This window comes from Pseudomonas sp. 05T35 (assembly GCF_056396605.1).
In genome coordinates this window covers 1-24,125 of the sequence record NZ_JBFTLU010000087.1, presented here as the reverse complement: position 1 = coordinate 24,125, position 24,125 = coordinate 1, and the positions used below count along the sequence as shown (strand labels likewise).

General features: G+C 61.3%; 21 protein-coding genes and 3 pseudogenes. 5 read left to right on the top strand and 19 right to left on the bottom strand.

Going from position 1 to position 24,125, the window contains the following annotated elements:
• Nucleotides 1–198: 198 nt before the first annotated feature.
• The 19 genes and pseudogenes from AC1DH9_RS09425 to cbiE form a co-directional block, all read right to left on the bottom strand.
• On the bottom strand, nt 199–1,038 hold the full coding sequence (locus AC1DH9_RS09425; RefSeq protein WP_427538188.1) for an urease accessory protein UreD: 840 nt from the start codon (nt 1,036–1,038) through the stop codon (nt 199–201).
• Between the two features lie 31 nt (nt 1,039–1,069).
• Nucleotides 1,070–1,768: an urea ABC transporter ATP-binding subunit UrtE gene (urtE, locus tag AC1DH9_RS09420; RefSeq protein WP_427538185.1), complete on the bottom strand. Its 699-nt coding sequence runs from the start codon at nt 1,766–1,768 to the stop codon at nt 1,070–1,072.
• A gap of 134 nt (nt 1,769–1,902) precedes the next feature.
• Nucleotides 1,903–2,772 (bottom strand): urea ABC transporter ATP-binding protein UrtD, encoded by an 870-nt coding sequence (gene urtD / locus AC1DH9_RS09415; RefSeq protein ID WP_427538182.1) that lies wholly within the window; start codon nt 2,770–2,772, stop codon nt 1,903–1,905.
• Entirely contained in the window at nt 2,769–3,848 is a 1,080-nt protein-coding gene (urtC, locus tag AC1DH9_RS09410) for an urea ABC transporter permease subunit UrtC (protein ID WP_427538179.1), read from the bottom strand. Before urtC ends, urtD begins: the two co-directional genes overlap by 4 nt.
• Complete coding sequence (gene urtB / locus AC1DH9_RS09405; protein WP_477808081.1) at nt 3,848–5,350, bottom strand: urea ABC transporter permease subunit UrtB; 1,503 nt, start codon at nt 5,348–5,350, stop codon at nt 3,848–3,850. Before urtB ends, urtC begins: the two co-directional genes overlap by 1 nt.
• Nucleotides 5,351–5,535: 185 nt before the next feature.
• Nucleotides 5,536–6,642 (bottom strand): annotated as a pseudogene (gene urtA, locus AC1DH9_RS09400) (urea ABC transporter substrate-binding protein); the annotation flags it as partial.
• Nucleotides 6,643–6,923: 281 nt separating this feature from the next.
• On the bottom strand, nt 6,924–7,934 hold the full coding sequence (locus AC1DH9_RS09395) for a FecCD family ABC transporter permease (protein WP_427538172.1): 1,011 nt from the start codon (nt 7,932–7,934) through the stop codon (nt 6,924–6,926).
• Nucleotides 7,931–8,890 carry an ABC transporter substrate-binding protein gene (locus AC1DH9_RS09390; RefSeq protein ID WP_427538169.1) on the bottom strand — a complete coding sequence of 320 codons (960 nt, stop codon included), beginning with the start codon at nt 8,888–8,890 and terminating at the stop codon, nt 7,931–7,933. The genes AC1DH9_RS09395 and AC1DH9_RS09390 overlap by 4 nt, the downstream gene beginning before the upstream one ends.
• A 1-nt stretch (nt 8,891) precedes the next feature.
• Nucleotides 8,892–9,674, bottom strand: a pseudogene (locus tag AC1DH9_RS09385) (ABC transporter ATP-binding protein); the annotation flags it as partial.
• A 78-nt stretch (nt 9,675–9,752) separates the two neighbouring features.
• Nucleotides 9,753–11,135 (bottom strand): PepSY-associated TM helix domain-containing protein, encoded by a 1,383-nt coding sequence (locus AC1DH9_RS09380; protein ID WP_477808080.1) that lies wholly within the window; start codon nt 11,133–11,135, stop codon nt 9,753–9,755.
• Nucleotides 11,136–11,272: 137 nt separating this feature from the next.
• Nucleotides 11,273–13,402: a TonB-dependent copper receptor gene (locus tag AC1DH9_RS09375; RefSeq protein ID WP_477808079.1), complete on the bottom strand. Its 2,130-nt coding sequence runs from the start codon at nt 13,400–13,402 to the stop codon at nt 11,273–11,275.
• Between the two features lie 89 nt (nt 13,403–13,491).
• Nucleotides 13,492–13,911: a DUF2946 domain-containing protein gene (locus AC1DH9_RS09370; protein ID WP_427538161.1), complete on the bottom strand. Its 420-nt coding sequence runs from the start codon at nt 13,909–13,911 to the stop codon at nt 13,492–13,494.
• Nucleotides 13,912–13,965: 54 nt separating this feature from the next.
• Nucleotides 13,966–14,445, bottom strand: a complete 480-nt coding sequence (locus AC1DH9_RS09365) for a copper chaperone PCu(A)C (protein ID WP_427538158.1) — start codon at nt 14,443–14,445, stop codon at nt 13,966–13,968.
• A gap of 47 nt (nt 14,446–14,492) precedes the next feature.
• Nucleotides 14,493–14,894: a DUF2946 domain-containing protein gene (locus AC1DH9_RS09360; protein ID WP_347928787.1), complete on the bottom strand. Its 402-nt coding sequence runs from the start codon at nt 14,892–14,894 to the stop codon at nt 14,493–14,495.
• A gap of 98 nt (nt 14,895–14,992) precedes the next feature.
• Nucleotides 14,993–15,283 (bottom strand): addiction module antidote protein, encoded by a 291-nt coding sequence (locus tag AC1DH9_RS09355; protein ID WP_103316984.1) that lies wholly within the window; start codon nt 15,281–15,283, stop codon nt 14,993–14,995.
• Between the two features lie 3 nt (nt 15,284–15,286).
• A complete protein-coding gene (locus AC1DH9_RS09350; RefSeq protein WP_103316981.1) occupies nt 15,287–15,589 on the bottom strand; it encodes a type II toxin-antitoxin system RelE/ParE family toxin in 303 nt (100 codons plus the stop codon).
• 203 nt (nt 15,590–15,792) lie between these two features.
• Complete coding sequence (locus tag AC1DH9_RS09345) at nt 15,793–16,521, bottom strand: cobalt-precorrin-6A reductase (RefSeq protein ID WP_427538154.1); 729 nt, start codon at nt 16,519–16,521, stop codon at nt 15,793–15,795.
• A pseudogene (locus AC1DH9_RS09340) lies at nt 16,518–17,464 on the bottom strand (cobalt-precorrin-5B (C(1))-methyltransferase). The gene AC1DH9_RS09345 and the pseudogene AC1DH9_RS09340 overlap by 4 nt, the downstream one beginning before the upstream one ends.
• Nucleotides 17,457–18,668, bottom strand: a complete 1,212-nt coding sequence (gene cbiE / locus AC1DH9_RS09335; protein ID WP_427538148.1) for a precorrin-6y C5,15-methyltransferase (decarboxylating) subunit CbiE — start codon at nt 18,666–18,668, stop codon at nt 17,457–17,459. Before cbiE ends, AC1DH9_RS09340 begins: the two are co-directional and overlap by 8 nt.
• Nucleotides 18,669–18,799: 131 nt before the next feature.
• Between cbiE and cobG the strand changes: the two genes are divergently transcribed.
• The 5 genes from cobG to AC1DH9_RS09310 all read left to right on the top strand — a co-directional run.
• Complete coding sequence (gene cobG, locus AC1DH9_RS09330; RefSeq protein WP_427538145.1) at nt 18,800–20,107, top strand: precorrin-3B synthase; 1,308 nt, start codon at nt 18,800–18,802, stop codon at nt 20,105–20,107.
• The gene (locus tag AC1DH9_RS09325) at nt 20,100–20,726 is read left to right on the top strand and encodes a precorrin-8X methylmutase (RefSeq protein WP_427538142.1); all 627 of its coding nucleotides are present in this window, start codon (nt 20,100–20,102) and stop codon (nt 20,724–20,726) included. The genes cobG and AC1DH9_RS09325 overlap by 8 nt, the downstream gene beginning before the upstream one ends.
• Nucleotides 20,726–21,457: a precorrin-2 C(20)-methyltransferase gene (locus tag AC1DH9_RS09320; protein WP_427529598.1), complete on the top strand. Its 732-nt coding sequence runs from the start codon at nt 20,726–20,728 to the stop codon at nt 21,455–21,457. Before AC1DH9_RS09325 ends, AC1DH9_RS09320 begins: the two co-directional genes overlap by 1 nt.
• Nucleotides 21,457–23,160 carry a precorrin-3B C(17)-methyltransferase gene (cobJ, locus tag AC1DH9_RS09315; RefSeq protein WP_427538139.1) on the top strand — a complete coding sequence of 568 codons (1,704 nt, stop codon included), beginning with the start codon at nt 21,457–21,459 and terminating at the stop codon, nt 23,158–23,160. Before AC1DH9_RS09320 ends, cobJ begins: the two co-directional genes overlap by 1 nt.
• A gap of 237 nt (nt 23,161–23,397) precedes the next feature.
• A partial coding sequence (locus AC1DH9_RS09310; protein ID WP_477808078.1) for a hypothetical protein occupies nt 23,398–24,125 on the top strand: 728 nt, incomplete at its 3' end.

Below are 24,125 nucleotides of genomic sequence, written 5' to 3'. Positions count from 1 at the left end.
TAAAAATCCGTATTGGGCAGTTAAAAAAAACAGCGACTCGATCCCTGTAGCAGCTGGCGCAGCCTGCGTTCGGCTGCGCAGCAGTCGTAAAACCTGCCAATGCGTTGTGTCAGGTAGACCGCGTCAGACAGATCACGACTGCTTCGCAGCCGAACGCAGGCTGCGCCAGCTGCTACGGGGATCGTGTGCGCAGTCATGTCAGGTGCTCCAGATTCTGGGGGGGACTGCTTCGCGGCCGAGCAGGGCCGGTCTGAGCAGTTTCCACAAATCAATCAGCCAGCCTCGCGCCAGTAATGCTTCACTGGCCAGGCAACGGGCGACTAACAGCCCCGGCAACTGGGTCAGATCCCCGCGCACCTCATTGGGCAACGAGCGGCATTTCTCCAGTAAATCGCTGTCGATTTCACCCGTCACCAGCAACGTCGCAAATACTGGCTGGCCATCCAGCCCTATTGGCGAATCAAGCAAGCCGTCATTCCCGACAATGCGCTGGCGTTCGTGCCAGAGCAACTGGCCGTCGCGGCGGATTTCCAGCTGTGACTGAAAGTGCCCGCGCTCGAAGCGTTCGCCGCTGGCCGGGCGACCCAGCGCCACCACGTCCCAATAGAACAGCCGCGCGTCACCTTGCAGTTCAATCGACGTGCTGAGCTCAGCCTGGGCGGCGCTGAACACGATGGTTTCCTGCGGCAGCCACTCCAGCGTGGCACCGGCGGCGACGTTCAAGTCGAGCCGCTGATAGGCTGGCCCGGCAGCGCGATACCACTTGGCGGCACCTGGGCTGGTCAACTGCGCCCAGGCGTTGGCACCGACACTGGCCGCGATGTCCAGCCGATCACCACCGGCAATGCCGCCGGGCGGGTGGACGATGATGTGCTGGCACACCTCGGGGCCTTCGGCGTACAGGTGTTTTTGCACCCGCAGCGGGCCTTTGTGGCGACGCAGGACCGGGCGCGTGCTATCGCCGAAGCGGGCGTAGCCGAGCTCCAGCTCGGCGTGCCAGCAGGGTGTGAACAGTGCGGTTTGCGCAAGAGCAGTCATATATTTTTAATTATCGTCAGGACGCTACAGACTAGATCGTAACCAGTCCGCGCACACCCTCGGCTTCCATATTTTCTCCGCGGCCTTGCTGGACGATCTCGCCCCGGGACATCACCAGGTACTGATCGGCCAGCTCGGCGGCGAAGTCGTAGAACTGCTCGACCAGCAGGATCGCCATGTCACCCCGTGATGCGAGCTTTTTGATCACCGCGCCAATCTCCTTGATCACCGACGGCTGAATGCCTTCGGTGGGCTCGTCGAGGATCAGCAAGCGTGGCCGACTGGCCAGTGCGCGACCGATGGCCAATTGTTGTTGCTGACCGCCCGACAAGTCGCCACCGCGGCGTTGCTTCATTTGCAGCAAGACCGGGAACAGCTCGTAGATGAATGCGGGGACCTCTTTGGCCTCGGAACCCGGGAAGCGCGACAGGCCCATCAGCAGGTTTTCTTCCACCGTCAGCCGCCCGAAAATCTCCCGGCCTTGCGGCACGTAAGCGATGCCGGCGTGAACCCGTTGATGCGGCTTGAACGAGGTGATCGGTTGACCTTCCCAATTCACTGCGCCTTCCTTGGCGGGCAACAGACCCATCAGGCATTTGAGCAAAGTGGTCTTGCCGACGCCGTTGCGCCCAAGCAGGCAGGTGACTTCACCGACCTTCACCTCAAAGCTCAGGCCCCGCAGGATGTGGCTACCGCCGTAGTACTGGTGCAGCTTGTCGACTTGCAGCATGTTCAATTCCCTTGTAGTTCACACAACCCCTGTGGGAGCGAGCCTGCTCGCGATGACGGGTGCATATCCAACATCAATGTCGACAGATGCACAGCTATCGCGAGCAGGCTCGCTCCCACAAAAAGCCGATCGCGTTATCGGCCGAGATACACCTCGATCACCCGCTCGTTGTCCTGCACCTGTGCAAGCGACCCTTCGGCCAGCACGCTGCCCTGATGCAGCACCGTGACGTGGTCGGCAATCGAACCGACGAAGCCCATGTCGTGCTCCACCACCATCAGCGAATGCTTGCCGGCCAGGCTTTTGAACAGCTCGGCGGTGAATTCGGTTTCGGCGTCGGTCATGCCCGCCACCGGTTCATCGAGCAGCAGCAGTTGCGGGTCCTGCATCAGCAACATGCCGATTTCCAGAAACTGCTTCTGCCCGTGCGACAGCAGGCCGGCCGGGCGATTGACCGAGCTGGTCAGGCGAATGGTCTCCAGCACCTCGCAGATGCGATCTTTTTGTTCGCCACTCAGACGAGCCCGCAGGCTGGCCCACACCGACTTGTCGGTTTTCTGCGCCAGCTCAAGGTTTTCAAACACGCTCAAGGCTTCGAACACCGTCGGCTTCTGGAACTTGCGGCCGATCCCGGACTGGGCGATCTGCACTTCACTCATCCGTGTCAGGTCCAGGGTTTCACCGAACCAGGCATTGCCGTGACTGGGCCGGGTCTTGCCGGTGATCACGTCCATCAGCGTGGTTTTGCCGGCGCCGTTGGGGCCGATGATGCAGCGCAGTTCGCCGACACCGATGTACAGGTTCAAGGCGTTGAGTGCCTTGAAACCATCGAAACTGACGCTGATGTCCTCAAGGGTGAGGATGGTGCCGTGGAGGGTGTTCAGGCCTTTTTCGACACGTTGCCCCAGGCCGATGGCCTCGCGGCTGCTGCCGGCGTCCTTGTTAGGCTCCGGTGGAAAAAAGACTGGTTCGAGCATGAATTCCGCCGTTGGTGTGATTCTCATTGTTCACCTCTTTTTTTCAGCAAACCGATCACGCCTTTGGGCAGGTACAAGGTCACGACGATGAACAGCGCGCCGAGGAAGAACAGCCAGTATTCGGGAAAGGCCACGGTGAACCAGCTCTTCATGCCATTGACCACACCCGCGCCGAGCAGCGGCCCGATCAACGTGCCGCGCCCGCCGAGCGCGACCCACACGGCGGCTTCGATGGAGTTGGTCGGCGACATTTCGCTGGGGTTGATGATCCCCACTTGCGGCACATACAGCGCACCGGCCAGACCGCACAGCACGGCGCTCAAGACCCAGACAAACAGCTTGAAACCGCGTGGGTCGTAGCCGCAGAACATCAGGCGGTTTTCCGCGTCGCGCAGGGCGGTCAATACCCGGCCGAACTTGCTTTGCGCCAAGCACCAGCCGATGAACAGACTGGCGACCAACAGCAGCACCGTGGTGACGAACAGCACCGCGCGTGTGCCCGGCTCAGTGATGCCGAAGCCGAGAATCGTGCGGAAATTGGTGAAGCCGTTGTTGCCGCCAAACCCGGTCTCGTTGCGGAAAAACAGCAGCATCCCGGCGAAGGTCAGGGCCTGGGTCATGATCGAGAAGTACACGCCCTTGATCCGCGAACGGAAGGCGAAGAAGCCGAACACCAGCGCCAGCAAACCCGGCGCCAGCACCACCAGGCACATCGCCCAGATAAAGCTGCTGGTGCCGGTCCAGTACCACGGCAGTTCGGTCCACGAGAGGAAGGTCATGAACGCCGGCAGGCCATCGCCCGAAGCCTGGCGCATCAGGTACATACCCATCGCGTAACCACCAAGGGCAAAGAACAAACCATGGCCCAGGGACAGCAACCCGGCGTAACCCCAGACCAGATCCAGGGCCAGGGCGACGATGGCGTAGCAAAGAATCTTGCCGACCAGCGTCAGTGTGTAGGCCGAGACGTGAAACGCATTGTCGGCAGGCAGCAATGACAGCAGCGGCAGCGCCAGCAACAGCGCGAGAATCACCGCGCCCAGCGCTATCGTGACTTTGGGGCCGGCCTTTTGCGTGGCCGTGAGCATCAGGGGCTGGTTCATCAGTCGATCACCCGTCCTTTGAGTGCGAAGAGTCCTTGCGGGCGTTTCTGAATGAACAGAATGATCAACGCGAGGATCAGGATCTTGCCGAGTACGGCGCCGATTTGCGGTTCAAGAATCTTGTTGGCAATCCCCAGGCCGAAGGCGGCGAGCACACTGCCGRCCAACTGACCAACGCCGCCGAGCACCACCACCAGGAACGAGTCGATGATGTAGCTCTGACCGAGGTCCGGGCCGACGTTGCCGACCTGACTCAGGGCCACGCCGCCAAGCCCGGCGATACCCGAGCCGAGGCCGAAGGCGAGCATGTCGACGCGCCCGGTGGGCACGCCGCAGCAGGCGGCCATGTTGCGGTTCTGGGTGACTGCGCGCACGTTCAAACCGAGGCGGGTCTTGTTCAGCAGCAGCCAGGTCAGCACCACCACAAACAGCGCAAACGCGATAATCACGATGCGGTTGTACGGCAACACCAGATTGGGCAATACCTGAATCCCGCCCGAGAGCCAGGCCGGGTTCGCCACTTCGACGTTCTGCGCACCGAACAACAGACGCACCAGCTGAATCAACATCAGGCTGATGCCCCAGGTGGCGAGCAGGGTTTCCAGCGGTCGGCCGTAGAGGTGGCGAATCACCGTGCGCTCCAGTGCCATACCGATGCCGGCGGTGACAAAAAACGCCACCGGCAACGCGATCAGCGGATAGAACTCGATCGCTTGCGGGGCGAAGCGCTGGAACAGCAGCTGCACTACGTAAGTCGAGTAAGCCCCGAGCATCAGCATCTCGCCGTGGGCCATGTTGATCACCCCCAGCAGGCCGAAAGTGATCGCCAGACCGAGGGCCGCCAACAGCAGGATCGAGCCCAGGGACATGCCGCTGAAGGCCTGGCCGAGGAGCTCACCGAACAGCAGTTTGCGTTTGACTTGCGCCAGGCTGGTTTCGGCAGCGGTGTGCACCGTGGTGTCGGCTTCGACGCCGGGTTGGAGCAAACCTTCGAGACGGGTGCGGGCCAGCGGGTCGCCGGTTTCACCCAGAAGGCGCACTGCGGCGAGGCGCACGGCCGGATCGGCGTCTACCAGTTGCAGATTGGCCAACGCCAGACTCAGGGCGGCGTGAACGCTCGGGTCTTTTTCGCCAGCCAGTTGCTGGTCGAGGAACTTCAACTGCGCCGGTTTGGCGCTTTTTTGCAGTTGTTGCGCGGCGCTCAAGCGCACTTTGGTGTCAGCGGCGAGCAGTTGATGACTGGCCAACGCAGTGTCGATCAAGCCCCGCAGKCGATTGTTCAGACGCAGGGTCTTGGCTTCGCCGTCGACGGTCAACTGGCCTTGTTGCAGGGCGTTGATCAGCTCGATGCGTGCCGGGTCGGGTTGCGCGGCCCAGGTTTCCAATAGCTTGGCTTGCTGCACCGGATTGGCCGCGACAAAGTCTTCGGCGTCCCCGGCATGGGCGGCCATCGGCAACAGCAGTGCGATGGCGAGTATGAAGCGGGAAAGGGCAGTGGGCATTAGCGGTGTTCCTGTTCAATCGACCCCTCACCCCAACCCTCTCCCCAGAGGGGAGAGGGGGCTGACCGAGGTGTTTGGCCGAGCAACTGCGACCTGCAAGTAGGGGGCGAACTCGGGCTTTGAAAAGTATGGAGATCGGCTCCCTTTCCCCCTCTCCCCCTTGGGGAGAGGGTTGGGGTGAGGGGTGTCTTGTCCATGGTCAGGGTGTAGCCCGACGGCGCGGCGAAGGTCTGGCCGGCCAACGCTTCACGGACCTTGTCGACATCGGTGGACTTGGCTTTTTCGGCGGCCTGCGCCCACATGTGGATGCCGACGTAGGTGGCCTCCATCGGGTCGTTGGTTACCGCTTTGTCAGCGCCCGGCAGGTTGTGTTTTTTGGCGTAGGCTTTCCAGTCGGCGACGAACTTCTGGTTCACCGGGTTTTCCACCGACTCGAAGTAGTTCCACGCGGCGAGGTTGCCTACCAGCGGTTTGGTGTCGATGCCGCGCAGTTCTTCTTCGCCCACCGAGAAGGCCACGACCGGAACATCGGTGGCTTTCAGGCCCTGGTTGGCCAGTTCTTTATAGAACGGCACGTTGGAGTCGCCGTTGACCGTGGAGATGACCGCCGTCTTGCCGCCCGCCGAGAATTTTTTGATGTTGGCGACGATGGTTTGATAGTCGCTGTGGCCGAACGGCGTGTAGACCTCTTCGATGTCCTTGTCAGCCACACCTTTGGAGTGCAGGAACGAGCGCAGGATCTTGTTGGTGGTGCGCGGGTAGACATAGTCGGTGCCGAGCAGGAAGTAGCGCTTGGCGCTGCCGCCTTCTTCGCTCATCAGGTATTCCACTGCCGGGATCGCCTGCTGGTTCGGCGCGGCACCGGTGTAGAAGACGTTCGGCGACATCTCTTCGCCTTCGTACTGCACCGGGTAGAACAGTAGGCCATTGAGCTCTTCGAACACCGGCAATACCGATTTACGCGACACCGAGGTCCAGCAGCCGAACACCACCGCGACCTTGTCCTGGGTCAGCAACTGCCGGCCCTTTTCCGCGAACAGTGGCCAGTTCGACGCCGGGTCGACCACTACCGGTTCAAGCATCTTGCCGTTGACCCCGCCCTTGGCATTGATTTCGTCGATGGTCATCAGCGCCATGTCTTTGAGCGAGGTTTCGGAGATCGCCATGGTCCCGGACAACGAATGCAGAATCCCGACCTTGATGGTCTCGGCGGCCTGGACAGTCCAGGTCATACCCATCGCGGCAATGCTTGCCGATAGTGTGAAAGCCTTGATCAAACTGCGACGCTTCATTGTGCGATCTCCATGAACTTATGAGTTTTCTTGGTTGGCAGATGCGGACTACTGAAGGGTCTTTAGCAAGGGCTGTGCCCGGTCGGAAAAAGGCAGGGAAATGTCGTATTAGAGCGGTTGCATGGTTTGCTGGCGCACCATGAAAGAACGTGTCTGGTGTGCTGGTGCGCGAAGGTGCGCCACATTAGGGCGCCGAGTAGTTCGGGGGGGGGACCCCAATCAACTGTGGGAGCGAGCCTGCTCGCGATTGAGTGGCTCGCTCCCACAGGTTCGGTGCTCGATCAGCGGCGGCGCATCAGGCCGATGAAGAACAGTCCACCAATGGCGGCGGTGGCCACACCTATCGGCAGATCTTCCGGTGCAATCATAGTTCGTGCTGCTACGTCGACCCACACCAGAAACACACTGCCGAGCAACACGCATACCGGCAGCAATCTGCGATGTTCCGCCCCGACGAGGCGTCGGGCAATGTGCGGCACCATCAGCCCGACAAAACCAATGGAGCCGCTGATCGAGACCAGCACCCCGGTCATCAACGACGCAATCACAAACACCCGCAACCGCACGGTGCGAGCATTCAGGCCGAGTGTGACAGCGGTTTGCTCGCCAGCCATCAAGGCATTCAGCGGCCGGGCCATGCCCAGCAGTAACACCAGCCCGAGCAGCACGCTGGCCGCTGGCACTGCCAGCAACTCCCAACGCGCCAGACCGAGACCGCCGAGCATCCAGAACATCACCGCAGAACTGGCGCGGTGGTCGCCGAGAAACAGCAGCAAGTTGGCGACCGCCATCATCACGAACGACACTGCCACCCCGCACAGCAGCAGCCGATCGCTGTCCAGCCGACCATTGCGGTTGGCGATCGCCAGGACGAGCAGCATGCTCGACAGCGCACCGATGAATGCAGCAATCGGCAAGGTCAGCAGGCCGACGATCTCGCCMACATGCAGCACCACGATTACCGCGCCAAGGGTCGCGCCGGAGGTCACTCCGAGCAAGTGCGGATCGGCCAACGGATTGCGCGTGACGGCTTGCAGCACCGCGCCGATCAGCGCCAGCCCGGCGCCCACCAGCGCGCCGAGCAGCATGCGCGGTACGCGGATCAGCCAGACGATATGCTCCTGGCCGGCACTCCAGTTCACCTCGCCAATCCCGAATGCCTGATGCAGCAGAATCCGCCAGACCACGTCCACCGGCACCCTTGCTGCACCAAAGCCCAGCGACACCACACAAGACACCAGCAACAGCGCACCGAGGGCAACCAGCAACAAGGCATAACGACGATTGATCATTCGCCGTGAAAACCCTTGGCCAGTGTTTCAACCGCCAGCACGTTGTCGATCCCCGGTGTGGCTTGCACGTAAGGGATGACGATGAAGCGCTGGTTCTTGATCGCGTCTACCGATTGCAGGGCCTTGTTGTTCAGCAGAAATTGTTCCTTTTGCTCGGCGCTGACTTCGCCGTAGTCGACGATCACGATCACCTGCGGGTTGCGCTCAACCACGTTTTCCCAGTTGACCCGGGTCCAGCTCGCGTCGACATCGTCGAGAATATTGCGCCCGCCGGCGGCGTCGATCAGCGCTTGCGGCATCCCCAGGCGGCCCGAGGTCATGGCCCGGTCTTCGCCGCTGTCGTAGAGGAACACCCGCGGTTTTTCACTCGGCAGGTTTTTGCGAACCTCCGCCACTTGCGCCTGCATGTCGCTGATCAAACGGTTGGCGCGATCCTGTACGTCGAAGATCTTGCCGAGGTTGCGCAGGTCGTTGTAGGTGTCGTCCAGGCTGGCCGCCGAGCGCTTCATTACGAAGGCGCACGACTCGCTCAGTTCATAGACGTTGATCCCCAGCGGCCCGAGGGTTTGCGGGGTCAGGTCGCCACCAATGCGCATGCCGTAATCCCAACCGGCGAAGAAGAAATCGACGTTGGCGTTGAGCAGGGTTTCCACCGATGGGTACTTGGCGGCGAGTTCCGGCAGGCCGTCGAGAATGTTCTGCATCTCGGGGGTCACGGCTTTCCAGCCACTGATGCCGCTGTAGCCGACCATCCGGGGTTTGAGGCCGAGGGCGAGCATCATCTGGGTCATGTTGATGTCGTGACTGAGGGCATGTTTTGGCGCCTCCTTGAACGTCACTTCACGGTTGCAGCTCTGAATCGTCAACGGGTAGCGGGTCGCTTCGGCGAATGCCTGGGCGCTGCCCAGCAGCAGGGCGATGGACAGGCTGGAGCGGAGCAGGGTGCGCAAAGTCATGTTGGGTTATCCAGGTAATTCGGGGGTAGCCGGAGAGCGGGTGTTCATCGATCAGCGCTTCGACGCCGAACACTTCACGCAGCAACGTGGTGGTCAGCACTTGTTTTGGCGTGCCGCTGGCGACGATGCGTCCGTGGTTGATCACGTACAGCCGATCGCAGAAGGCCGCGGCCAGGTTGAGGTCGTGGATGCTCGCCAGGGTGCCGATCTGCAAGCGCTTGACCAGTTGCAGCAGTTCGAGCTGATAGCGTGGATCGAGGTGGTTGGTCGGTTCGTCGAGGATCAGCAATTGCGGTTGCTGAGCCAGGGCGCGGGCGAGTATGACGCGTTGTTTTTCGCCGCCCGACAGCGTGGCGAAGGCGTGATCTTCGAAGCCTTTGAGGCCCACCGATTCCAGTGCCTGTTCAGCAATTCGACGGTCTTCCAGCGTATCGCCATCAAACAGGCCTTTGTGTGGTGTGCGGCCCATGGCGACCACTTCCTCGACGGTCAGGCCGAAGGCATCGGGGAACTCCTGCAATACCACCGCAATGCGTTGCGCACACCAGCGCGACGACTGCTTCCAGACGTTGTGATGGGCCAGATGCACCTCACCGGATTCCGGTTTGCTGAACCGGTAGGCACAGCGCAACAGGCTGGTCTTGCCGCTGCCGTTGGGCCCGATCAAGCCGACGAACTCACCGGCCGCCACGTACAGGCTGGCCTCACGCAGCTGGAACTGGTGATGACAGTGGCCATGGCCCAGCGGTGTCCAGGCGAGATGAGTGAGGTTCAGCGAGGTCATTGCATGCTCGTTCGGCGGGTGTTCGCAGCGGGCCGACATTGTAAGGTCAACCGCGCTGCTATAGGCATCTCGCTGTCTTCAGGATGAAGATGAGGCCGATTCAGGCTGGTGGTTCAAGCGCGACAAGAGCACGCGGTCCAGCAGCCACACCACGATCAGCGAAGCGCCCACCAACGGGAATATCACCGCCAATGCGAGGATGATCACCACCCCGGTTTTCCAGGTCGGCAGGTCATGCCGCAACGGTGGAACGCCGAGTTTTCCTTGTGGGCGGCGCTTCCACCAGATCACTACACCGCTGACGGCGCTGAGCAGGATCATCAGGCAGATCAGCAACACGACGATCTGGTTGAATGGTCCGAACAGCTTGCCTTCATGCAGCATCACGCCCATCTCCGTGGCGCGGGCGACGTTGCCGTAATGCTGCCAGCGCACGTCGGCCAGCACTTCACCGCTGTACTGGTCGACATGCAGGGTGGCGTCGTTGCGTGGGTCGTCGGCGAACACGGCGATGGTGAACACGCCGCTGGCGGTGGTCGGGAAGGTGATGCTGTAACCCGGTTCGATGTTGCGTTGAACGGCAATGTCCTGCACGTCTTGCAGGCTGATGGTCGGCGCCGCCGGGGCGCTGCTGCCACCGTTGTGCGCCATGTGTTCGGCGTGGTCGCCGGACATCGGCATCGGCGTGTTTTCCATGGCCCAGGGCACGGTCTGGCGGGTTGCGGTGTTGAGGCTGCGGGCCTCTTGGTCGGATTTCGGTACGTTATTCCACATGGCTGCCGGGAAGCGGTTCCAGACTTCAGCGTATTGCTTGCCCCAGAAACCGGTCCAGGTCATGCCGCTGAGCAGCATCACCAGCAGAAACGCCGCGCCCCAGAACCCGGTCACGGCGTGCAGATCACGCCAGAGCACACGTCCGCGAGTGCTGAATCGCGGCCACACGATCCCCGCACCGGTTCGCCCGCGTGGCCACCACAGGAACATCCCCGACACCACCAGCACGACGCCCCAGCCAGCCGCGAGTTCGACCAGCCGATCACCGACGGTGCCGATCATCAACTCACCGTGAATGGCCCGGGCGATGGCTTGCAGGTTTCTCTTCGCGTCCTGCTCACCGAGGATATCGGCGTGATACGGATCGATGAAGACGTTGAGCTCGCTGCCGGCATTTATAACGACAAACTGCGCACTGCGCTCGGCATTGACTGGTGGCAGGTACTGCTTGATCTGGCCCTGTGGATAAGCCTCTTTGACACGGCGCAGCAACTCATCGGCACTGACGGTGTGATGGCCGGCCGGCACATTGAGCAGGCTGCCGTACATCAGTGGGTCGAGTTGCGGTTTGAACAGGTAAACGATGCCGGTCAAGGCCAGCATCRCCATGAATGGCGCAACGAACAGCCCGGCATAAAAATGCCAGCGCCAGGCCAGGTTGTAGAAATTCGGTTTGGGTTGTTTCATCAGGTGCTCCGCTTGGCGTGGATCTTTGTTGTTTGTTTGCGGTTGCTGCGCAACCGATCGCGAGCATTCGAGCGTCGACCGACTGCTCCCACAGGTCCAGCACCGATCCTGTGGGAGCGAGCCTGCTCGCGATGCCTTTAGAAGCTCATATCGACCTTGGTCCAGAACGTGCGCCCTGGTTCGTTGATCGCTTGCGGGTCATTGGCCGGGTAGCCGAACCCGGCGTTGCCGGCCAGGTTCAAGTGCTCGGCGTAGGCCTTGCCAAACAGGTTGTCGACGCCGGTACTGACCTTCCAGTGCTTGTCGATCCGATAGGCGCCGTTGAGCGAGAACACTCCGAAACCCGGGCTCTTGTCATAGTCTTTGCCGACCACGTTGCCCTTGTTCTGTTCGATGCGGTTCTGCGCCGCGACCACTCGCCACAAGGCGCCCGCGCTCCAGTTGTCTTCGCTGTCGGTCAGGCCGAAACGTGCATCCAGCGGCGGCATTTGCGGCAGTGCCGTGTCGTGGGTGGTGTCTTTGCCCCAGGCGTAGGCCAGGGTCGCATCGGCTTTCCAATGGGAGGTGAGGTTGTAGGCTGCGCCGAGTTCACCGCCCATGATGCGCGCGTTGATGTTCTCGGCCCGAGAGGTCGTGCCCATCATGCCGGGGGTGTAATCGAACAGGATGTAGTCGTGTACTTCGCCGACGTAACCCGAGGCCCAGGCTTCGAGGTCCTGGGTTTTGTATTGCAGGCCGACATCGAGCTGGGTGGTTTTCTCGGGCTTGATCGAGTCGAAGGCGTTGAGCGAACCGGCAGGGCCGGATTTTGGCGAGAACAGCTCCCAGTAATCGGGGAAACGTTCGGCGTGGCCGAGACCGGCGTAGAGCGTGGTCGGGCTGTCCGCCAGGTCATGTTCATAGCGTACGAAGCCGCTCGGCAAGGTATCGGCGCGGCTCTTGTCGGCGGTCGGGTTGGGTCGGCTCATCATCCCGGAGCCAATGGTCTGGCGAAAATCCTTGGCCGAGGCACGGTCCAGTCGTGCTCCGCTGATCAAACGATCACGGTCGGCGGCGTACCAGGTCAGCTCACTGAAAACGCCATAATTATGGAAGTCCGCATCCTTGTTGCGTGGCACGTCCTTATAGGTGTCGATGCCCATGGCGGCGCGCTGACGGTGTTCGTTGGTTTGCGCATCGATGCCGCTGATCAACTGCACATCGGCCCAGCGCCAGGTGGCCTTGATCCGTGCACCGAGGGTGCGGCGGTCGACGTTGGAGGCCATCGGGCCGGCCATCATCCCGGTACCGGATGGCGTGCGCAGGGTGTAGTTGTCCATCACGTGGTCGGCGTAGTTGTAGTAGACCTGCGCTTCGACTTTATCCAGCACTTCGCCGAGGTTCGATTTCTCGAAACGCAGGCCGAGGCTTTCGCGCTTGAACTGCGAACCGTCCATGCCGCGCCCGGCCGAACGTGCCTCGCCGTCGCCCTTGCCGGCGGTCAATTCCAGCAGCGTGTCGGTATCCGGCGTCCAGCCCACGGCGACATCGCCGTTCCATTTGTCGTAGCGTGACGGCACGGTGTCGTTGTTGCCGTCGCGGTAATCGTCGGCGTGCGCCGTGTTGCCGATCACCCGGATGTAACCCTGTGGGCCACCGGCAGCGGCGTCGACGAGCTTGTCGAAACGCCCGTTGGAGCCCGCCAGTAGGCTGGCGTTCACCCGGGTGCCCAGCTCGCCGAAGCTTTCCGGCTCGCGGTCGAACAGGATGGTGCCGGCAGAGGCGCCAGGTCCCCAAAGTACGGTTTGCGGGCCTTTGATCACGGTCAGCTTGTCGTAGGTTTCCGGTGAGATGTAGGAGGTCGGGGCGTCCATGCGGCCTGGGCAGGCACCGAGAATCATGCCGCCGTTGGTGAGTATGTTCAGCCTTGAACCGAACATGCCGCGTAGCACCGGATCGCCGTTGGTGCCGCCATTGCGAACCAGTGCGAAGCCGGGAATGGTCTTCAGGTAATCGCCGCCATCGCTGGCCGGCACCGGTTGGCGCGGGTCTTTGGGGTTGGTGACGATGGTCAGTGGCGAACTTGGGGCGATAGCAGTGATGACCGTCGGGCTCAGCTCTTCAGTGTGCTGGCTGTGGTCTGACGGTTGCTCGGCCGCGCTGGCCAACGGGGAAAGCAGGGCGCCGCACAGAATGGCAGTGGCCTGTTTGAAACGGGCGCGTGGCGCGTTCAGGGCGAAAAATGCCTGAGCAGCGCTCAAGCGTGTGTCAGCAGAAAACCTGGACATAAAGGTTCCATCAATCAGTCGTCAACAACACGGCCAGCAGCCTGCGGCTGTCGTTCTCTACAGTCGGCCGTATGAGTAGTGGTGGGTGTTTACGCGACGATGGGCGGGGCGCGGGTGCGGGCGCCGGGGAAGACGGTTTGCCGGGCATGGCCCAGGCGGGGGGAAGGGCTGATGAAACTGTGGGCGGAAGGTGTGTCGAAGGCAGCGAACGACAGGCTGCCGGGCAGCGCGGGGCAGTTGAAGAGCAGGCTGCAATAGCCGCACTTTTCCCAGAGCGCATGATGATCGGGTTTGGGGGCGCAGTGTTCGGCAGCCGCTTGCGCGTTTTGCTCGGCGTGGGCGTTCGCCGACATGTCCATGCTCATGTCCATCGACATGTTCATAGGCATCGGCATGCGTTGATCCATCGGCATCGACTGAGAAATCAGTGGGCCGATAAAGATCATCAACATGGCGAACAGGCTGATCCAGCTACCGCGTGCAACCTTCAATGAGGTGTTACGCGGCACTGATCGCCTGACGCTGAGCGAGCGCCGTGCGTTCACAGGTTATTCTGGCTGTGATTACTGGGCGTGCATGTGCGCTTCGGTGCCGACGGGCGGTTGTTTCTGTACAGCGACCTCAACGGTCACATCGCCGGATTTTTCGAAATGCAGGGTCAGCGGGAAGCGCTTGCCGTCGCGGAGCAGGCTGCGGTCTTTGAGCTCCAGCAGCATCACGTGCCAGGCCATCGGCGCGAACGTGATGTCGCCGCCCGCCGGAATCTCGACGCTCGGCACTTGCTGCATTTTCATCAAATCGTTTTGCATCACATGCTCGTGCAACTCGGCTTTCCCCGCGATCGGCGAAGCAACGCTGAGCAGCCGGTCGGCGGTTTTGCCATTGTTGTGAATCACGAAATAGGCGGCAACCGTTGGCGCGTTGGGCGGTAGCTCTTGCGACCAAGGGTGTGCGATTTCCAGTTCGCCGGCTTTGTATTCATGGGCATTGGCAAAGCACGCAGGCAGCAGCAAGGCGGCCAGAACGATGAGTTTCTTCAACATGGCAGTTCTCCAGAACGATTAGACACGCAGATCAATTGCGACGGTAATCAGACTAGAGGAGAGGCTCGGGGATTGAGGCTGGGCCATTGCTGGCGCGGCGTCGGGATGTCGAGGGGCGGCGCCGGTCGGCTTCGATTGGCCTCGAAACGTGCGAAATAGAGTTGCGGAACATGGCCCGGCAACGCCACCAGAGGCGCCGAGCCCGAGCAGCACCAGCAATGCTGCATGTTCGAGTGATCGTCGTTTGAAGGGGCTTTTTGTTCAAGTTTGCCCAGAGAGATCGCCACCATCTTCGTCCCGCTGGACGAGCAGAAACTGCCCCACAACAACTGCTCGGCCGGCGACTGACTGGCACCTTGCGCCATCGCGCCGGACATTGGCATGGCGAGCATATTGAACAGCACTGCGAAGCAGGCGATCCAGGCAAATGCTAGCCGTTGTCGGGACATGGGTCATATCCGGTCGGGTGGGTGATCAAGCCGGGTATTTAGCCTGATCGGGGGCGATAAGTAAAAAACCGCCGTGCGGTGTGGTGTCGCAGCGCATTTCAGGCGGCTGTCGCGTGGAGCTTGAGACCCAAGGCCTTCATCACCTTCATGATAGTTGTGAATTCTGGATTACCCGTGCTACCCAGTGCCTTGTACAAACTTTCACGACCTAAACCTGCATCACGGGCAACCTGCGTCATGCCTTGTGCCCGAGCGATGTCGTTGAGCGCGGCACGTATCAACGCGCCGTCACCTGCATCTTCTTCAAAGCAGGCATCCAGGTAAGCGGCCATTTCCTCAGGGGTTTTGAGAAAGTCGGCGGCGTCGAAACGGGTGAATTGTTCGGCCATGATTTACTCCTCATTACCGATGTTTTGCGCCATTTGTTGAGCGCGTTTGATGTCTCGTTTTTGAGTCGACTTATCGCCTCCTGCCAACAGCAGATAAACCACTTCACCTTTACGAGTGAAGTACATCCTGTAGCCGGGGCCGTAATGCACACGCATTTCATAAACAGCCTCACCAACTGCTTCACAATCACCGAAGTTCCCATGCTCGGCAGCTCGAAGCCTGGCGACAAGGCGAGCCTTGCCGATGGTGTCCCTGAGTGAGTGAAGCCAATCGGCAAATGGTCGAGACTGTTCGAAGTCGATCATGCTGGATCGTATTCCTTGGGATACAGGTTGGCAAGCAGCACTTTCCTCGGGACGACCGTCATCAGCCTGTGAGGGCAGGTTCGCGCTTTTGGGGGAAGTGAGGACGCTAAGAGAGCTCAGGAAATGTAGAGCAGAGCCGTTGAGTCTGGCCAGACCGCTCTTTCGGAGAATGTTGCCTGTCGATTCGCTCTTATGGGGAGGTGTCAGGAATGGTCTGACAGTGACAGTGCAGTTAATACCGCAGCCACTGTTTCAAACTCCCGCTCAACCCCCGGCAACGCTGGCCGTTTGAGGATCAGCACCGGCACCCCGCGTTCGCGGGCCACTTCAAGCTTGGGTTCGGTGGCGCTGCTGCCGCTGTTTTTGCTGATCAGCACATCGATCTGCCGGCGTTCGAACAGCGCGCGTTCGTCTTCGATGAAAAATGGTCCACGTGCGCCGATCACTTCGCAGCGCTCGTTGCCGGGATAAACCTCCAGCGCGCGCAAGGTCCAGAACTGCTCGGGCGGGATTTCATCCAGGTGCTGCAGCGGCTCGCGGCCCAAGGTAAACAATGGGCGCTTGAACGGTTTCAACGCTTCGATCAGTTCGGCCCAGTCGTTGACTTCGCGCCAGTCATCCCCGGTCTGCGCTTGCCACGCCGGACGGCGTAGCGCCCAGCACGGGATGCCGCTTTGTTGTGCGGCGGTGGCGGCATTCCGGCTGATTTGCGCGGCGTAGGGGTGGGTGGCGTCGAGCAACAGATCGATGCCTTGATCCTTGATGAATTGCGTCAGGCCTTCAGCGCCGCCGTAGCCACCGACCCGCACCTGACAGTTCAGGTCGGTCGGCACCCGACCTACGCCCGCCAGGCTGTAGATGTGTTGCGGGCCGAGGGTTCGGGCAATCGCCAGGGCTTCGGTGACGCCGCCGAGCAGTAATAGACGTTTCATTGAAAATCTCCGGCATGACCGACGATGCCACCCTGGCGATCGATGGCAAACACCTCGACCTGAACCTGCCTGGGCACCACGCTGCGGGCGAAATCCAGCGCGTGTCGGCACACCGCATCGCCGAGAGCGATACCGGCAGCGCTGGCCATCGCCAGCGCTTGCTGGCTGGTGTTGGCCTCGCGTATGCCTTGTTGCAATGCAGCGTCAGCACCAACGTCCGCGGCCCATTCGGCCAGTTGCGGCAGGTCGATGCTGGAGTGTCGTAGACCCGGTGCATGGTGTCTTCGCTGGCGTTGCCGGTGCAGGCGGCGATGTGCAGGTAGCCGTTGGTTTTGGCGACATCAATGCCCTGGTGGATCGAGGCGATGTACGCCGCGCAGGAAAACGGTCGAACGATGCCGCTGGTGCCGAGGATCGACAACCCGCCAAGAATGCCCAATCGCGGGTTCATGGTTTTCAGCGCCAGGGCCTCGCCGTTCTCGACGTTGACCGTCACCTCAAAACCGCCGCCATAGCTGAATTCTTGCGCGAGCAGTAGCAGATGGTCGGAGATCATCTTGCGCGGCACCGGATTGATCGCCGGCTCACCGACACCCAGTACCAGCCCCGGACGCGTGACGGTGCCGACGCCCTTGCCGGCGCAGAAACGAATACCGGGTTCGGCAATCAAGCGCACCTGACTGTAGAGCAACGCACCGTGGGTTACGTCCGGGTCGTCGCCGGCGTCCTTGATGGTTCCGGCTTCGGCGCCATCGGCAGTCAGTCGACAAAACTCCAGGCGCATCTGCACCTGTTTGCCTTTGGGCAGCACAATCTCCACTGCATCGCTGGTCACCGCGCCGAGCAACAGGCGCGCGGCGGCGAGGCTGGTGGCGGTGGCGCAGCTGCCAGTGGTCAGGCCACTGCGCAGGGGCGCGGGTTGTTCGGCGGTTTCGTCACGCATCGAAGGGTTTAACCACGTCCAGCAAGGTGATCGGCAACGCCTGGCGCCAGGTGTCGAACTCTCCCAGCGGCTGCGCCTGAGCGATATGAATCCGCGTCAGCTCGCCACCGTGTTTCTCACGCCAGGTCATCAAGGTCATCTCGCTTTGCAGGGTGACTGCATTGGCAACCAGCCGGCCGCCGGGTTTGAGCTGCGCCCAACAGGTGTCGAGCACGCCGTCGCGGGTGACGCCGCCGCCGATAAAAATAGCGTCAGGTCGCTCAAGACCGGCCAACGCCTGCGGCGCGCTGCCACGAATCAATTGCAGGCCGGGCACGCCGAGGGCGTCGCGGTTGTGTTCGATCAGTTGCTGGCGGCCAGCATCGGCCTCGATGGCCAGCGTGCGGCAACTCGGGTGTGCACGCATCCACTCGATGCCGATCGAGCCGCTGCCGGCGCCGACGTCCCACAACAGTTCGCCGGGCACCGGCGCCAGGCGGGCGAGGGTGATGGCGCGCACATCGCGTTTGGTCAGTTGGCCGTCGTGCTTGAAGGCTGCATCCGGCAAACCAGCCAGGCGCGATAGGCGTGGACTATCGGGGGCRGTGAGGCACTCGATGGCAATCAGGTTGAGGTCGGCGACGACCGGGTCGGTCCAGTCGCTGGCGATGCCATCGACGCGTCGTTCGCTCGCGCCGCCCAGGTGTTCCAGCACGGTCATCCGGCTCGGCCCGAAACCGCATTCGCGCAGCAGCGCGGCAATCGCGGCGGGGCTGTGTCGGTCATTGCTCAACACCAGTAAACGAACGCCGCTGAACAGCTGGGCGTTCAGCGCTGCGATTGGCCGGGCAACCACCGACAGCGTGACGACTTCTTGCAATGGCCAGCCCATCCGGGCCGCAGCGAGAGAGCAGGAGGACGGCGCGGGCAGGATCAGCATCTCATCGTTCGGAACTTGCCGCGTCAGGCTGGCGCCCACGCCGAACAGCATCGGATCGCCACTGGCCAGTACACAGACCGGCTCACCGCGTTGCGCCAGTACCGGCTCAAGGGAAAACGGACTTGGCCAGAGCTGTCGTTCGCCACGAATGCACACGGGCAGCAGATCCAGTTGCCGTTGGCCGCCGAAAATCCGCGAAGCGCCCAGCAGCGCGCGCCGAGCATTCTTGCCCAGGCCGTTGAAGCCGTCTTCACCGATTCCCACTACTGTCAGCCAAGGGGCCATTTATATTCCTCAAACCGGGTGTTCCGACGGGCAGGCTTTTCATGCCGTCAGACAAAGCAGGCATAATACCGCGCCTTCGCTCGCGAAGTGCTTCTACCTCTTAGCCGGTCGCCCCCTTGAACGAACGTCAGATGCACACCGCCTTACGCCCCTCGGCCTGTCCGGGGTTGCTGCGTATCGTCCAGGCATCGGACGGCGGCATTTGCCGGATCAAGTTGAATGGCGGGTCGATCAGCGCTGCCCAGGCTATGGCTGTGGCCGATGCCGCCGAGCGTTATGCCGGTGGAGTGATTGAGGCGACCAACCGCGCCAATCTGCAAATTCGTGGAATTGGTAGCGAGCACCGGCCCTTGATCGACAGCCTGCTGGCCGCCGGATTGGGCCCCAAGACGGCTGCTGGCGATGATGTGCGCAACCTGATGCTCAGCCCGGGGGCCGGCATCGATCGGCACATGCTGTTCGATACTCGTCCGCTGGCCGAGCAGATCCTCGCCACCTTGCAAAGTCATGAGCGTTTCCACCAGCTGTCGGCCAAGTTTGCCGTGCAACTGGATGGCGGTGAGGCGCTGGCGATGCTCGAACATCCTCATGACCTCTGGTTGAGCGCCGTTGAACGTAATGGCGAGCAATGGCTGGCGTTCGGTCTGGCGGGTTGCCCCACGGATACACCGGCAGGGGCGGTGTTGCGCAATGACGGTCACGCCTTGGTGGTGGCGGTGCTGGAGCTGTTTCTCGATCTGGCGCGGCCGGATCAGACCCGCATGCGGCACGTACTGGCCGAGCGTTCGCTGGCATCGGTAGTGCAGGCCTTGGCCGAACGGGTGCCGCTGACCCCGATCAGTGATTGGCAACGTCCCGAGTCGCGCCCAGGGCTGCACATCGGTACTTATCCACAGCGCCAGGAAGGCTTGGTCTATGTGGGCGCTGTCCCGCCTCTGGGGCGGCTGGATGCTTCGATGCTCAAAGGTGCGGCGCACCTGGCCGAGGCGTTCGGTGACGGCAGCTTGCGTTTGACCCCCTGGCAAAGCCTGCTGCTGCCGAACATTCGCCCGCAGGATGCCCCGGTGCTCAGTGAGCGATTGCAGGCGTTGGGCTTTCTGGTGAGTGCCGATCAGGCGTTGGCGCATCTGGTGGCGTGCACCGGATCCGCCGGGTGCGGCAAAGGTCTGGCAGAGACAAAGGGTGATGCCCTGCAATTGTCCACACAGCTGCAAAGTCGTGGCGACCGAGTTCACGTTCACCTGTCCGGCTGCCCGCGCTCCTGTGCCTCCGCGCATATCGCACCGGTCACCTTGCTGGCGGTCAGCTCCGGTCATTACGACCTCTATTTTCGCGATGCAGGGCAGCCGGGTTTCGGCGCCCTGCAAGCATGCAACCTCACTATTGAAGAGGCCGGCGCAGCGCTTGATGCCCGCCCACGGAGTCCCCTTGATGCTTGATTACATCCGCGACGGTCAGGAGATCTATCGCAACTCCTTCGCGATCATTCGCGCCGAGGCCAACCTCGACCGGATCCCGGCCGATCTGGAAAAACTCGCGGTGCGGGTGATTCACGCCTGCGGCATGGTCGAGGCAATCGACGGTCTGCAATTTTCCGAAGGCGCCGGCAAGGCCGGACGCGATGCGCTGGCCGCCGGTGCGCCGATTCTGTGTGATGCGCGGATGGTCTCCGAAGGCGTGACCCGCGCGCGGTTGCCGGCGAACAATCCGGTGATTTGCACCCTGCGTGACGAGAGCGTTCCGGAACTGGCCCGCGAACTCGGCAACACCCGTTCGGCAGCGGCGCTGGAGCTGTGGCGTCCGCACCTGGAAGGCAGCGTGGTGGTGATCGGCAATGCCCCGACCGCGTTGTTCTACTTGCTGGAAATGCTCGATGCCGGCGCGCCAAAACCGGCGCTGATTCTTGGCTTCCCGGTGGGCTTCGTCGGTGCCGCCGAGTCCAAGGCGATGCTGGCGGCGGACAGCCGTGGCGTGCCGTTTGTGATCATGCAGGGCCGGTTGGGTGGTAGCGCCATGGCCGCCGCTGCGGTCAATGCCCTCGCCACGGAGATTGAATGATGCAGCAACCTGGACGTTTGATCGGCCTTGGCGTGGGGCCTGGTGATCCGGAACTGATCACCGTCAAAGCCTTACGCCTGTTGCGCGAGTCGCCGGTGGTGGCGTACTTCGTCGCCAAGGGCAAAAAAGGCAATGCGTTCGGCATCATCGAAGCGCATTTGCAGGACGCGCAGACCCTGCTGCCACTGGTCTACCCGGTGACCACCGAGGCCTTGGCGCCACCGCTTTCCTATGAGCAAGTGATCAGCGATTTCTATGATGCCGCCGGGGAACAGCTGGCAGTGCATCTGGATGCCGGGCGTGACGTGGCGGTGATTTGTGAAGGTGATCCGTTCTTCTACGGCTCTTATATGTACCTGCATGACCGTCTGGCCGAACGTTACGAGGCTGAAGTGGTGCCGGGCGTCTGCTCGATGCTTGGCGGCGCTTCGGTGCTGGGTGCGCCGCTGGTGTATCGCAATCAAAGCCTGTCGGTGTTGTCCGGGGTGCTACCGCACGAAGAACTCAAGCGTCGTTTGGCCGATGCCGACGCGGCGGTGGTGATGAAGTTGGGGCGCAACTTTCCCAAGGTGCGTCAGGTGCTGGAGGAACTCGGTCTGGCAGAGCGTGCGCTGTACGTTGAGCGCGCCACCATGGCCAATCAGAAGATTGTGCCGCTGGATCAGGTCGAGCCGATGTCCTCGCCGTATTTTTCCTTGATCATCGTTCCCGGCGAAAGGTGGCAAGGCTGATGACTCGTCCAGTTCCGGCGATTGTCATTCTGGGTAATGGCAGCCTCGCGACCGCGCGCAAAATCCAACAGCTGTACCCTGGCGCCCTGATCCACGGCCTGGCCGAACGGGTCGACGGCGCGGACCGCGTTTATCACGAATTTGGCGCGACGCTGCGCCAGCTCTATCAACAGGACACACCGATCATTGCCTTGTGTGCTGCCGGCATCGTCATTCGCACACTGGCGCCATTGCTCCTGGAAAAAGGCGCAGAGCCGCCGGTGCTGGCCGTCGCTGAAGATGGTAGCGCGGTCGTGCCGTTGCTCGGAGGGCTGGGCGGGGTGAATGTGCTGGCCCGCGAGATTGCCGATGGGCTGGGTGTGGCGGCTGCCATTACCACCAGCGGTGAGTTGCGCTTCGGCACCTGCTTGCTCAACCCGCCGAGTGGCTATGCGTTGGGTGATCTGGAATTGGGCAAGCGCTTTGTTTCGGACTTGCTGGCCGGTGAGAGCGTGCGTATCGAAGGCGCCGCCCCGTGGCTGGCGCAGGCGCAGTTGCCGCAGGATCCGCAGGCGCATCTGGCGATTCATATTGGTAGCGCCGAACGCGCACCTGCGGCCAATGAATTACGGATTTACCCGCAAAACGTTCTGGTTGCGGTGAGCGCCGATGTTGCAGATCTGCCGAACGCGGTACGCGATGCCTTGCATCAGGCGAAAATTGCTGTGCAATCGGTCGCATGCCTGTTGGCCAGCGATCTGCAGATGGCCAGCCCGGCACTGCGCGAAGCGGCGCTGGAACTGGGTGTGCCACTGCGTTTTGCGGCGGCTGCCGGGAGTCTCGGTGAACTGGTGCACAATGCGCTCGCGGAGCCGGTCAGCGTCTGTGACGTTAACGGAGTCACCATCGCGATGGCTGAGCAACCGCTTGACCCGTTGCAGATTGGTCGTGCTCGTGGCCGTTTGGCGGTCATCGGTCTGGGGCCTGGCGCTGCCGAACTGATGGTGCCGGCGGTCAAGGCGGAACTGACTCGTGCCAACGACGTGCTCGGCTATGAAACCTACGTGCGCATGGCCGGGCCGTTCCGTGCCGATCAAGTGTTGCACTGCACCGACAACCGCGAGGAGATGCAGCGCGCGCGCCACGCATTCGAACTGGCCGCCCAAGGTCGTTCAGTGGTGGTCGTCTCATCTGGCGATCCAGGCGTATTTGCCATGGCAGCGGCGGTGCTCGAAGCGCTGCACGAATCTACCGATACGAGCTGGCACAGCGTCGATCTGGAGATCCTGCCGGGTGTCTCCGCTTCATTGGCGACCGCCGCTCAAGCGGGCGCACCGTTGGGGCATGACTTCTGCGTGATGTCGCTGTCGGACAACCTGAAACCCTGGACGATCATCGAGAAGCGTCTGGACCTGGCGGCAGAGGCTGACCTGGCCCTGGCCTTCTACAACCCGATCTCGCGTTCGCGGCCATGGCAATTGGGCCGTGCGCTGGAAATCGTCGCCCAGCACCGCACGCCCGAAACCCCGGTGGTACTGGGGCGGGACATTGGGCGTCCGGGGCAGACGCTACGTGTTACCACACTTGGGCAATTGACCCCCGATCAGGTCGATATGCGCACCATGGTGCTGATCGGTTCATCCACCACTTGCGTGTTTTCGCGTGCTGAGGGGGGGGAGTGGGTTTATACACCGCGTTGGTATCCAACCAAGCCAGTCTCCTGAATAACGGCGACTTCACCTCGAGGTCGCTTGCGTTCTAATAATAATTAGCTTTGAAACTAACGCCGCCAATAAGTGGCGTTTTTTTTGTGTTCAGGGTGTGGCGGGCAGTTGGAAATATTTTGGGGCTGGAAACTATTGGCATAGGTTATTTTTTTAATAAGTTTGACGGTTGCGGTTGGCTGTCTTAGTTTTGTTTCTACCGCATGGAGCGGTGGTTAATGACTAAGGACGATGTATATGAAGAACGAAATAATCAATGTTGTTGAGGGTCTCCCTTTCGATGAGGCCGTGCAGGATAAATACTTTGAGGGAATTGAAGCTCAGTTAGTTGAGGTTTTCGCGCGCCCCCGACTCAAAATGCTTGCGAGGAGCAGTGGTACTCTGGCGAACCTCACCGCGGAGAAAATTGATGCGTCGGTCGTCGGTCCGTCCCTTGTGGTATTTGATCAGCAGCTTGGTGAAGATGATAAACAGGATGCTCTGGATAGTCAGGCCTTTGCCGAGGCTGTTGTCAGAAAGTTGCCTGCAGAAACATCGAGAGAGCAGCGATACATGGCATATAACGAAGCCTTGTCGGCGATTGGCTGGGTCACGGAAAGCTACACGTATAAGAAGTATGACTCCAAAAAGCTGACGCTGACGATGAACGATGCACTGTTGCAAGTGCTTGAGACCGTAATCAGCGCAGGCTCTGGGAATGTGTTGAGCCTGGTAGCGGCGGGTTTTGACAAGCTCAAGGGCGATAAAGCAGCACTGAAGATCGTGGACGTCGGAAGCAAGGAAAGTTCGGTTGTCAGCTTCAAAGCAGTTCCTTGTATCGTTACTCCCTCTGGGAATGTGTTGAGCCTGGTAGCGGCGGGTTTTGACAAGCTCAAGGGCGATAAAGCAGCACTGAAGATCGTGGACGTCGGAAGCAAGGAAAGTTCGGTTGTCAGCTTCAAAGCAGTTCCTTGTATCGTTACTCC

Coding starts and splice junctions, on each gene's coding strand:
- AC1DH9_RS09320 (WP_427529598.1), top strand. CDS start 20,726: ATGCAGCAACCTGGACGTTTGATCGGCCTTGGCGTGGGGCCTGGTGAT.
- urtD (WP_427538182.1), bottom strand. CDS start 2,772: ATGAGAATCACACCAACGGCGGAATTCATGCTCGAACCAGTCTTTTTT.
- AC1DH9_RS09355 (WP_103316984.1), bottom strand. CDS start 15,283: ATGGCCGAACAATTCACCCGTTTCGACGCCGCCGACTTTCTCAAAACC.
- cobG (WP_427538145.1), top strand. CDS start 18,800: ATGCACACCGCCTTACGCCCCTCGGCCTGTCCGGGGTTGCTGCGTATC.
- AC1DH9_RS09365 (WP_427538158.1), bottom strand. CDS start 14,445: ATGTTGAAGAAACTCATCGTTCTGGCCGCCTTGCTGCTGCCTGCGTGC.
- urtC (WP_427538179.1), bottom strand. CDS start 3,848: ATGAACCAGCCCCTGATGCTCACGGCCACGCAAAAGGCCGGCCCCAAA.
- urtE (WP_427538185.1), bottom strand. CDS start 1,768: ATGCTGCAAGTCGACAAGCTGCACCAGTACTACGGCGGTAGCCACATC.
- AC1DH9_RS09375 (WP_477808079.1), bottom strand. CDS start 13,402: ATGTCCAGGTTTTCTGCTGACACACGCTTGAGCGCTGCTCAGGCATTT.
- AC1DH9_RS09390 (WP_427538169.1), bottom strand. CDS start 8,890: ATGACTTTGCGCACCCTGCTCCGCTCCAGCCTGTCCATCGCCCTGCTG.
- AC1DH9_RS09425 (WP_427538188.1), bottom strand. CDS start 1,038: ATGACTGCTCTTGCGCAAACCGCACTGTTCACACCCTGCTGGCACGCC.
- AC1DH9_RS09350 (WP_103316981.1), bottom strand. CDS start 15,589: ATGATCGACTTCGAACAGTCTCGACCATTTGCCGATTGGCTTCACTCA.
- AC1DH9_RS09345 (WP_427538154.1), bottom strand. CDS start 16,521: ATGAAACGTCTATTACTGCTCGGCGGCGTCACCGAAGCCCTGGCGATT.
- AC1DH9_RS09325 (WP_427538142.1), top strand. CDS start 20,100: ATGCTTGATTACATCCGCGACGGTCAGGAGATCTATCGCAACTCCTTC.
- cobJ (WP_427538139.1), top strand. CDS start 21,457: ATGACTCGTCCAGTTCCGGCGATTGTCATTCTGGGTAATGGCAGCCTC.
- AC1DH9_RS09360 (WP_347928787.1), bottom strand. CDS start 14,894: ATGTCCCGACAACGGCTAGCATTTGCCTGGATCGCCTGCTTCGCAGTG.